Here is an 11,357-nt window from a genome sequence, read left to right on the forward strand (position 1 = left end):
AATGTTAAAGCCTTTTCTTCCTAAGTTATTTTATTTTAAATACTTGAATCCCTTAACACCTTTAACACCCAAACACCTGAACACTTCTATCCTCAATGCTACGCTATTTACAGAACGTTGCTCTAGTTTAAGGGAATGTGGGAGGTCCCGGCAGTTGAGAGGGATTCACCGTAGTCGTACTGCCGCTGCCGCCATCAGAGCCTTTTTGAGCTAAAAGCACACCGGCTCCGACTCCACCGGCGACCAAAAGGCCAATGCCAACATAGGCCCATTTAAAACCGCCGCCGCTCTCATAGGTCTGCTCGTTTAGCGGAAAACGTTCTGAGGTTGGAAATGATTCAGATGCGGGCTGCTGAGATGGAGGAGGTAAAGTTTCTTGTTTAGTACCAGGTTTCAACTGTGTGCGCGCCAAACCCATAAACTCCTGGGCAACAAATCTTATATTGCCGTACAGATCGTTCAAATCCCCTTCGATATTATCTCGATAATCTTTCACAACGGCCTTACTGGATACGTGAACCATTTGCAAATCAATGGCATAGCTTGAAACATTCTGGCTTATCGTTCCGACTACAACCAACTGCACACCCAGCGCAGTCCCGGCCCTAACAGCACATTCGATTGATGAGCATCCAGAAGGATCCAGATTTTTGCTGAAAAGTCCCCGTTCCATATCGCGCTGGGACATAATATGGAAGAGCCCTGTGTCACTCAGCTCCTCTGTCAAGCGTGCGGAGATAAGACTCAGATCTGACCTTGGTATGTTGTCTCCGATTGCATTCAAGTTGAGTACGGCAAGCGGATACTTATCGCCTTTCCGTCTTTGTGCCAATAAAATATCCTGTATAAAGAGAGTAGACACAAATGTGCCGAGCAGTAAAATGCTGATGGTTCTTTTCATAGCCCTTTTCTTGTTTAATTAAGAAACTTTTGATTTGTCATAAGTCGAGAAGAGAGGCATAACATTTTTATAACAAATGCCTTAGAGCAACTATAATGCCAAGGTTGGGATTTCTTTTTTCAGCAGTAAGCTAGGTGACTAAAGCCAAAGAAGAAAATATCTAAAAAAAGAAATTCATGCTGGTATTGGAATTTTTGTGGAAGACAAATCAGAAATGCCGATAAATACTTTCGACATGAGACAGCAATGTTTTGGCTTAACCTGAGACAAATGTTAGTTGATGAAACAAAATTCGAGAGAATGGTCTTTTAATACTTTCTGACCAACAACCTCAATCCGTCCATAGAATCAATTTCGACTTTATCACCAACTTTTAGTTTTTCCCTGCTCTCCGATTTCCAAATCTCACCCTGAACGCGAACCTGGTATTCACCATTCTTAGTTTTTAAAACAACACCTTTTTTACCGATCATGCCCTGCTGGCCGGTCGTGGGTCTCTTGCGCATAATTTTCAAAACCGCAAATGCCAGGCCTAAATTCAAGATAAGTACAATTGTCGCGCCAAATCCGAAATAGATTAAATCGACTTCCCAGTCATAAATATTTTTAAAAAGAAGATAAATGAGGATATCGTCAAGAATAAACAGGGAGACGAGGAGGAGTATGAGGCCAGCGTTTTTAACTAAACCGGAATTTTTTTCTATCATGGTCCAATTGCGAAGAGCGAACAAGCGAGGAGCGATTAGCGCAAAAAACACTACCGGGCGCTTCTCGCTCTTCGCTCCTCGACCTTAGCCGGTAAATTCAAAACTCTTCATATAATAAGAAACCCGCACCTTAATCAGGCTTTCCAGAATCAACGAGATCGTCAAAATTGTGATTGTGAAAGTCAAAAAACTGGCGGGACTTGGATAGACCACCCTGAAGATAAACGGTAAAATCAGATAAAGTATGAACGGCACCAGAATTAACAGCAAGGCCATATTTCGCGATCGCCTGCCTTTCACATTTGGACGTGAAAACGGCAGGTCTGGGGAAAACAAAAATGCGAATTGCAAAAAGAGATGGGCCAGAAGCCCTAAGACTAATATGTGCAGCAACACCTGTAATAAATTTTCAAAATAATGATAAAAAATTAACCCGAGAATCAGCAGGAAGGGAAGAACAAAATAGATCATCAGGAAGTTTTTTTCCGAGATGATTAAACGCTGAAAATCGGTCGGAGCGGTATAGAACATCCAGGACGCCTGGTATGCATCGCTTTGAGTTACAAAGGCACGCAGCATCATGGGAAAGAGAAAAATGAGTAAATAAAGTAGCCCGGTACGTCCTAATTCAAAATCTTGAGTTTCAAAAGGATTCGGAAGAGGACCCGTCTGAGTTCCATAAAAAAGATAAAAAATTGTTAACGGTAAAATACTGAGAACGGCCATTTTAAACTTATTATCATACAAAAACTGGTTTCGAATCAACACCGAAACCACGTGTTCTTCATTGGTTAATTTCAATCCCAATAGCGACCATTTTAGCTTCTTTTTACTGACCCTTTGAACCGATCTCCCGGCTAACTCGGTCAATCTTTCTGAATAGCCTAGTGAAAGTTTGGCGAATGCGAAGTAAGCAAGTATTGCCATGATTGAGATTGACCCCAACACCACGATCCAATCAAGAAGGTTGGCCTGACCCAGGGGAATTTTTAAATAAGTGCTAAACCAGGTTGAAGGTAAAAACATCAGGTAGGGCGATTTAGATATGTCAAAACTTTGAAACAAGGCGCTCTCTACCAGGTTGGGTATTATAAAGAAGCTGCTGTAAATAGCAAAAGCGAGACCGACCTGCAGCAAAGCAAACATATTTTGCAAACGGCGCAGGCTAACTTTTTTTAGAACAAAAGTATAAAATAAAATAATCACTAAGGCGGCAGTGAAGTTTGCCAGAAAAATACTTATAAATGCGGTCAAACCCAGGGCCGGATTAAAGCCAAAGATAAAAAAATACGCGAGTATCGCCGGCAGTGATAAAACCGTACTAAAGAGCAGAACATAAAACAAAATATTGCAAAGCTTAACAAAGAAAAACGTTCTGGATGAAATGGGGCGGTATCCTAAAATAGGATAATCGTCCGGTGAGATAACAACCGTGTTATACTCCACCAGAATCAACCCGCCGATCATGAACATAGTATAACTGATTAAAAGTGTCGCGGTTAGAAACACATCCGGATTCTGGAAAACGATCGGCACGAAAATTAAGCCGGTCAGAAGATAAAAAAAGAGCAGTGAGAAGAAAACGCGGCCACCGGAACGCCCGTGACTGAGGCCCGCTGACATTGAAGATTCGCGAAAATCTTTTTTTAGAAGGACCTTAGTGAGGGCAGCCCACTGGACATAGTCAATGCCAACACGCTGAAAAAGGAGTTTGACCATTTAAACACGTTCCAGCGCTCTTAGAATCTCGTTGGTTGATTCTGCAACGTCGTGGCTTCCTGTAAGTTTACTAAAGGCTTGTTCTAACGTTGGTTGGGATGTTTTATTGAGAATTTCGAGTGGGGAACCATCTGCCACAATTCTACCGCAATCGATAATTGCAATGCGGGTACAAATTCGTTCAACAACTTCTAAAATATGGGAACAAAACATGATCGTTTTACCTTGTGCAGCCATCTTCTTGAGCAACTCTTTAATGATTAATGCAGTATTTACATCGAGACCATTTAAGGGCTCATCTAAAAATAAAACTTCAGGGTTAGGAAGAAACGCCGCTGCTAGCAGAACTTTTTGTTTCATGCCTTTCGAGAAACCGCTTAAGTGATGATCTCTTTCGTTATCAAGGCCGAAAAGGGTCAAAAACTCATCAATTTTTCGCTGTGCCAGGGCCCGATCCATGTGGTGCAGGTCCGTAATTAATTCCAGGTACTCCCAGGCGGTCAAAGATTCGAATAAAGCACCGGTCTCCGGCACGTACCCGATTCGTTTTTTTACTTCAATCGGCTCTTTCGAGATATCGAAACCCGCAACTGTTGCGGTTCCACCGGTCGGGATCAGCATACCGATCAGCATCTTTACGGTCGTTGTTTTACCTGCCCCGTTTGGGCCGAGAAAACCGAGGATTTCCCCGGGCCGAACTTTAAGGCTTATATTATCGACCGCTAATTTGTCGTCAAAATTTTTTGAAAGATTTTGAAACTCAATCATAGTAGATTTACAGCAAAGTAATCAAGTTCTCATCTATCAACTTAGGGTTACCCAATATGATGAATTGAATATTTTTGAAATACTGATTTGCAACTCGTTGTACATCTGCTGCGGTTACGCTTCTTAGATTTTCAACCATTTTTTCACCTTGCTGCCATCCAAGACCCGAAAGCTCAAAACGGGCCAGGAACTGTCCTTGAGCACTATTGGATTCATTGCTTAAGTAGTAGCGAGTGAGATTCATGCTGATTCTGTCACGCAAATCCTTCTCAATAACCGGTTCCCTCCGAAGTTTTTTCAGCTCCTCCAACATTATTTTAATCGTAGTATCCGGCTCAACGGATGTTGCATAAACGCCGCCATAATTTGCAAAGTTAGTTGCCAGGAAAGCATCGGGCGCGTAAGACAAACTTCGTTTTGTCCTTATTTCTTCAAACAAACGCCATTTCAAAAAGTCAATGGCGATAGTCATGGGATAATAATCCGGGTTCTCAGGGCTTGGGGCTGAAAACAGCCCTAAAATGTAATTAGTGGGGAGGTCGCGTTCCACAATCTTCAGACTGGGGCTCTTGTGCACGACCACGGCAGGGAATACGGGTTTGTATTTCCCTTTGGAAATTTTGCCGAATGTCTTTGCAACTTTCTTTTTTAGTTTTTCCTTATCTACATTGCCAACTACAACTAAAAGTAACTTTGATTTCTTAAGGTTTTTCTTTAGGTAGGATTCCATCTGTTTCATATTAATCTTGCTGATCGATTCCTGGACGCCCAGAGGCTCAAGCTCGTAAGGATGGTCCCGGTAAAACTGTTCTTCAGCTAATTTTCTTACGTAAACATCTGGTGTATCTTTCTGGCGTCGGATTCGCGTCAAAGTGCGTTCCCTGGCAATTTCCGTCCGCTCATCATAAAAACCGCTGTTCATTACATAATCAGAGAAAACTTCCCACATTTGATCAAAATACTGGCGTGTGCATTGCAAACTTATGACAGTGAAATTCTTTTCAGCCGCACTCCCCAGCCTGGACCCCGTCCCTTGCAATATCTTATCCCAGCTTTTATCTGCGTATTTTCGGTTTTTTAAAGTGGCGCTACTAAAGATGAACTGTTCAATACCTTGATTGGTTTTAGTCAAATTCAAGGCCCCGCCCCTCCAATAAAGCTGTGCCGAAATAATCTCATTCGATGTGTTTGGCTTAAGGATGACTTTCAGATCTTTTATAAAAAATTCTTCGGTCGTTCCGGAGCCATTCACTGCCCACAGGATGCTCGTAAGAATTAGTAAAATCAACTGGAAAATAATAATTAGATTAGATTTCGATATCTCTCTAGTCGTCAGCATAAAAGTTCCTTCAATTTAGTTGCAGGTGTTCCCTGTCTTCAGGTGATACCAAAATTCCCATAATATAGGATCCATTTTGAATATATTTTTTCACAAATTCTGAGATATCATCGCGAGTGACTTTTCTTATATTGTCTGTATAATTGAGGTAATAATCCAGGTCGCCTGAAATGCTCCACCAGTAACCCACCGATTGAATGTAGGAAGAGGGGCGCTCCCAGCTATATTTCTCACGAACCTCGAGGTTGGTTTTTGCATATTCAATTTGTTCGTCCGTAAAGTAATCCCGGTCAAGAAGATATTTAATTTCTTCAAACAAGGCTTTCCTGGCCTGTCGGAATTTTTTAATATTAGTTGTTGCAACAATGGTGATTGGCCCTTTTTGGTCTAAGGTCTGGTAGGAAAACCTGACACTGGTGAACAGGCCGCTTCCAACAAGAATTCTAGGAAATTTTGAGTTCTGATTCAAGATAACAGTAAGAACATCGGCGACATATGTTGATTTTGTGTTTATTGACACGCTTGGTCCCTGCCAACGAAGCATAACTGTTACAGCGTTAACATCCTGCTCCACAATGATGGTTTCGTTTTTTTCTAATTGGGGATGAAAAGGAATTGGGTCATCTTCAAAGGGGTCCGGCCCCTCTTCCCAATTCTCAAAATATTCTTTTGCAAGTTCAAAAATATCTTCGCTTTTCACATCACCCGCCACAAGAAGAACCGAGTTGTTTGGAATATAGTATTTTTGCTGAATGGTGCGCATTTTATCTTGATCAACAGTCAGGATGATTTCACGGTTACCAATGGTATTTTTCCGGCTATAATATTTATACCAAAGCCTTTTATTCACTTCGCGGTTTAGATGAAAAAGAGGATTGGATTCATTTCGATCATACTCATCTATGACCACCAGTCGTTCTCTTTCCAGTTCTTCCTGAAGGAACAGTGGGGTTGTTATGGCAGCCTTCATAAATTCAAGACCGGGTTTGAGGCTGTCTTTTAATACTGTGAATGAATAGTTTACCCGCTCCTCACTCGTTGTGGCGGTGAAAGTCAGCCCTAATTCACGTGTACGTTCCAAGAATCTCTCTTGGTTGGGAATTGATGCGTTCGCTTTAAAAAACATATGTTCAAAAAAGTGTGAGAGTCCATCGTACTCTGGAGGTTCGGTGAAGGCACCGCTTCTAACATCAATCTCGATTGTAACCAAAGGTACAGTGGCGTTTTCAATAACAATTACATTGAGACCGTTCTTTAAAGTAGTCTGGTGGATTTTTTCTGTTTGATCTGATGCCGAAATTAACCGTGAACAAAAAAGTACGGCTGAAAACGTAATAAGGAATTTTTTTAACATTTGTTTTATAGAATTTAATTAGTTACTGACTTTTTTTAAGAAAAGATAAACCGAAAGCGCAAAACTCACTTGAAATGCCGCAAATGAAACAGCGGCATAGTTATCAAACTTTTTAGCTTGATCAAAACTTTCATTAAATCGCTCCGGATCCCCAAACTGTAAATATCGATCAAATTGGTTGTTGGCTTTATTTCTAAAATAGATGCCGATAGCACCTGACGCAATAGTGAGACCTATAGCCGCGAATAAACGGCGGTTCGTTTTAGATTTCTTTTTAATATGAAATTCTCCGGGTGTCAGAGTTAAACCCGGCTCCTCCGATTTCCTTCTTAATTTTATATCAAAAAATTGATTATTTGAAGATCCCAATGTTAAAATTGTGTCTTGATACCCGGCTTTTGAAAGAGTGATTTGCTTAATTTCAGTTTCATCGAGTTTTAAAAAAGTCGGCGTTTCACCCATCTTTTCATCGCCAAGGAAAACAGATGCACCAAAAGGTGATGAATGAATCGAATAGTTCCTGTTAAACGACACTTCAATCCAGATTGTATCTCCCTCCACAACATTTATTTCCCGGTGCCAGTCATGGTCCAGCCAATTTGCCTGTTCCGGATGTTCAACCTGAACTTGATGCGGGCCGGGCTCCAATGCAAGTATCTCGAGCGGAGAAAAGCCGATAAAATTCTCATCGATTTTTACCGCAAGTCCGTTATGCTTGCTTGTGAGTTTTAAATACCCCCACCCGTCTGTTTTGGAGCGATTCTTCTGTTCCGCGGCTGCGAAAATTTCAGTCGTCATAAATGAAAAGCTCAGACTGAAAATTAACATCGAGCAAACAATTCGAACAGTTTTTTTTCGCATTGGAAATTTATTAATGAGTACTCAAACTGTCGGAGAGTGAAAAAGCGTAGAGGAATCTGTCTTCAGAAGCGCCAATGACATATTTTCCCCAAAGAACCGGTGACGTACGAATTCTCCCCTTTGTTTCAAAGCTCCAGAGTTCGTTGCCATTTCTTAAATCTAAACAATAATAGTGTCTGTCCAAAGACCCGAAAAACACCACATCGCCCGAAATCAGGGGGGCGGTGCTGACCAGACTTTTCGCTTTAAAACTCCAAACTTCCTCCCCTGATTCGAAATCCAGGCAATAGACTTGCCCGTTACTTGCGCCAAACACAACACGCTCGCCATCCGTCGCTGCCGTTTCATAAATAGGACGGTCGGCTTGAAATTTCCAAAAAATCTCGCCATCCTCCAAATTCAGCGAATAGAAAACAGAATCTGAGGAACCAACAAAAACTTTTTCGTCCTTAATTATCGGCGTCGCAAAGATACTTGCTCCAGTTGTAACTTCCCACTTTAACGTGCCTTTCTCCGCATTCAATGCGTAAATGTTCCCATTGTCGCAGCCAACCACCAATGTGTTTTGACTTAACGCCGGCGAAGAATGATGCTGGCCCTCTGATTTAAATGTCCAAATTCTTTCGCCAGTCTCCAAACGATATTTATCGATATGGTTATAAAGAGCCGACACGAAAATGCCTTCGCTTGTGACTAAAGGCTCACTTGCAATGTCGCCTGCATTTATTTTCCATAAATGTTTTCCTTGTTCCAGATTATAGGCCGTGAGGGTCTTATTTCCATACCTGGATGCTATGACAAGGTCATTCTCATAAAATGCACATGTCGCTTCGAAATGTCCCTCAGTTTTAAGGCGACCGAATCTTTTACCGTTCTCAATATTGACGACATCCAAACGGCCGTCCAGAGTCACGAAATAAATCAGACCATTCGCGACGGTTAAGGTTTTTCCCGGGGCAGACGTCGCCTTGTAGGTCCAGATGTGTTCGAGAGGCGGAGCTAATGTTTCATCCCGATAATTGGCTCGACTTGGGTCTCCACCATAAAGCGTCCAATTTTCTTCAGTTGAAACCGTTTGTATGTTTTTAATTCTTATTGAACGGCAGGCCCAGAACAGGCTGGCTAGAAGTAGAAGCAGAAAGAGTGTTTTTGTTTTCAGAAGAATAATTGAACCTTAAATCCTTTAAAGATTAGAAATCAAATCCAAACCAAAAAGCCTTTTTCAGGCCGGGTTCGAAATTTATGCTTGGACTGCTGAAATCTCTTACCTGGAATCGTCTGCCAATTTCATAACGAAGCACGAGAAATCCTCCCAGCCGCAGCCGCCACCCAAAGCCAAGGCTACCTAAAACTTCGTTGAATTCATAGTCCCGATCCCAGGCCTGGCCTAAATCCACAAATGCCGCACCCCGGATTGCTCTAAATCCCATTCCTCCAAAAGGGAATCGCAGAACGAACCAATCCAAAAATGGCATTCGGACTTCTTGATTCACCAAAAAAAGTTTGCGCCCCCAGATAGTCCACCTCGGATAAAGCCGCAAATCCCAACTCCCGCCCATAAAATACCGAAAAGCTTCTTTACCTTGATTAATTCTGGTCATCAGGCGAACTGCGTAAGTTGTTCTCGGGCTCAGCCGGAAGTAACGCCGATAGTCGGCAATAATTGTAAAGAAGCTCACATCGTTGTTCTGGATGTCAAGCGTATTTCCCAATGTTAAATTGAAACGCTCGCCGTCCATAGGTCCGGTAACTCCCCACAAGGAGTTGTCTTTGACGTATGAAATCGAATTTGAAACTACGATTCCATCAATGACTGTACCTCTGAAATCATACGATCTCTCCTCTTTCCGAAGATTAATGCTCGCTTCAATGCGCTGAAAGGTAGAGAACGGGTAACTGGCGGCCACGAATCCGCCCAACTGACTCTGTTCAAAAAAGCTGTCCACTCGATCATAAAACCTGCCCCTTAGGCGGTACCCGCCGATGGCATAATTTATTCGTTTAGACAATTCCACACGGGTTACAGCTATATTCCAACTACTCAGGAAATCACTCCGGGCTTGCGCATTATTATAGATTAAGAAATAATATTGCTGGTTACCGAGCATATCGGAAACCGCCAACTGAGCGCCTCCGCTTACGCCAAAAATGGGGTCATGTGAAACCGCACTTTGAGCAATGTCTAAATTAAATTTCCTTTTATACTTTACCGTACTCGATCTGACTTCCCCGGCAAGTTTATTGGCGGTCCAGTAATCGGTAACTGTGGACAGGATGTCATTTTTAACGGAGGGAGCTTCTTCAAACTTTTCTTCAACATTGATAATTTGATGAAGCTGGAAGCTGAAGTTCTCGAAAGCGGTGAACACCAAATTATCCTCGTCCAGCCAAACCGGATCGAATGCGCCGGTGGTAAATTTCGTTAACTTCTTTAATTGGTCCGTCTTTTCAAGGGCTGACGGAAAAAAATTCTTTGTCTGGCCTTTCTTAAATATACCATTGCCGTTTAACCTATTTTTACCGTTGTGCGCATTATTGCTTGAGTCGGTAAAATTATCAGCGATTGGCAAGGGCTCGAATTCTCCCGCATTATTCTTTATAATCCAAATATTAAATGGGCCGTCCCGGTCTGAAGTGAAGGCCAAACTCTCTCCGTCGGGAGACCATGAAGGTGCATAATCGTTATGTGCGCCTTCGGTTAAATATTGGATCTTGCCGGTTTGCAAATTATAAAGGAAGAGATTCATGTGTCCGTCTTTGCCAAAATAAGATCGGTCCGAACTGAAGGCAATGGCCTTGGCATCAGGCGACCAGGCGGGATCACGATCGTCGTAGAAGTCATTAGTTAATTTTTTCAACTCACCGGATTCTTCATCTACTATATAAAGATCACTTACGCCGGCAAAGTTTATCCCGGAAAAAACTATTTGCTTACCATCAGGCGACCAGGCCGGTTCAGTGTCGAAGCCGGTTCCGTCCGTGAGACGCGTCATCGTTCCCCCGGCCCGCGGGACCCTCCAGATGGCCCCCTGGTACGAGAAGGCGATCGACTGATTGTCGGGTGAAAGGGACGGTTGCCGCAGATAGAGCGCCGACTCTGCCTGCAACGCCTGAGGCATGGTGACGATCAGGATCAATGTCAATACGCGTAATCTCATAAGACCTTCAGTTCGAAAGTGGGTTGTGGCACGGCTTCAAAAGGACCCTTAAAGTGCGCGATTGGCGGGATACGAGCAAGGCAAACGCCGTCATCTTCGGCTCCCGATACCGCGATCAGTGACCCTGTTGCCGCCCCGATGACTTCCCCGGGCGTCCGGTTGGACACTTGTCCACAGGCGGATCGGAAAATATCTAGGTGAGGGTGTCAAAAAGCCCGTTTGTGTGTGCCTTGCCGATATGTGTGGATCGCTGTGAGGAATAAATTTTCGAAGTGGACTCAAAAAACAATTATGTGCGAAGCGTGCGGGTAAGGATATGCGGCCAAATTAGAAAGGTCGTCTCGCATGAACTTATGGTTCAAACTTGCGACTCAGATCACGGGCGAAGTTTGTGGCCATTTAAGTTTCTGAGTACAGTTTTATTTGACACGACACTTCTGTGGGCTCCATTATGAACATGGCTCCTGCCACGCTATATGCCGAGACCGTAGCAGCATTTCTCTTGCAACGGATTCCGGTTGTCCTTTACACGGTTGTACGTACCACAGAG

At 43.0% G+C, this 11,357-nt stretch carries 10 protein-coding genes; all 10 read right to left on the minus strand.

Annotated elements, in window-relative coordinates:
• Positions 1-127 precede the first annotated feature (127 nt).
• The 10 genes from IH879_11955 to IH879_12000 all read right to left on the minus strand — a co-directional run bounded on the left by IH879_11955 (position 128) and on the right by IH879_12000 (position 10,974).
• Entirely contained in the window at positions 128-901 is a 774-nt protein-coding gene (locus IH879_11955) for a hypothetical protein (protein MCH7675650.1), read from the minus strand.
• A gap of 308 nt (positions 902-1,209) precedes the next feature.
• Complete coding sequence (locus tag IH879_11960) at positions 1,210-1,608, minus strand: NfeD family protein (GenBank protein MCH7675651.1); 399 nt, start codon at positions 1,606-1,608, stop codon at positions 1,210-1,212.
• Positions 1,609-1,692: 84 nt separating this feature from the next.
• On the minus strand, positions 1,693-3,327 hold the full coding sequence (locus tag IH879_11965; protein ID MCH7675652.1) for a hypothetical protein: 1,635 nt from the start codon (positions 3,325-3,327) through the stop codon (positions 1,693-1,695).
• On the minus strand, positions 3,328-4,095 hold the full coding sequence (locus IH879_11970; GenBank protein MCH7675653.1) for an ABC transporter ATP-binding protein: 768 nt from the start codon (positions 4,093-4,095) through the stop codon (positions 3,328-3,330). It abuts the gene before it with no gap.
• A 7-nt stretch (positions 4,096-4,102) separates the two neighbouring features.
• Positions 4,103-5,434: an insulinase family protein gene (locus tag IH879_11975; GenBank protein MCH7675654.1), complete on the minus strand. Its 1,332-nt coding sequence runs from the start codon at positions 5,432-5,434 to the stop codon at positions 4,103-4,105.
• 10 nt (positions 5,435-5,444) lie between these two features.
• Entirely contained in the window at positions 5,445-6,788 is a 1,344-nt protein-coding gene (locus IH879_11980; GenBank protein MCH7675655.1) for an insulinase family protein, read from the minus strand.
• Positions 6,789-6,806: 18 nt separating this feature from the next.
• Entirely contained in the window at positions 6,807-7,586 is a 780-nt protein-coding gene (locus IH879_11985) for a PEGA domain-containing protein (GenBank protein MCH7675656.1), read from the minus strand.
• A 73-nt stretch (positions 7,587-7,659) separates the two neighbouring features.
• Positions 7,660-8,562: a PQQ-binding-like beta-propeller repeat protein gene (locus tag IH879_11990; protein ID MCH7675657.1), complete on the minus strand. Its 903-nt coding sequence runs from the start codon at positions 8,560-8,562 to the stop codon at positions 7,660-7,662.
• A 277-nt stretch (positions 8,563-8,839) separates the two neighbouring features.
• Positions 8,840-10,807, minus strand: coding sequence for a PD40 domain-containing protein (locus IH879_11995; GenBank protein MCH7675658.1), 1,968 nt, complete (start codon positions 10,805-10,807; stop codon positions 8,840-8,842).
• Positions 10,804-10,974, minus strand: a complete 171-nt coding sequence (locus IH879_12000; protein MCH7675659.1) for a hypothetical protein — start codon at positions 10,972-10,974, stop codon at positions 10,804-10,806. The genes IH879_11995 and IH879_12000 overlap by 4 nt, the downstream gene beginning before the upstream one ends.
• Positions 10,975-11,357: the final 383 nt, after the last annotated feature.

Source organism: candidate division KSB1 bacterium (assembly GCA_022562085.1).
Lineage (GTDB): Bacteria > Zhuqueibacterota > Zhuqueibacteria > Oceanimicrobiales > Oceanimicrobiaceae > Oceanimicrobium.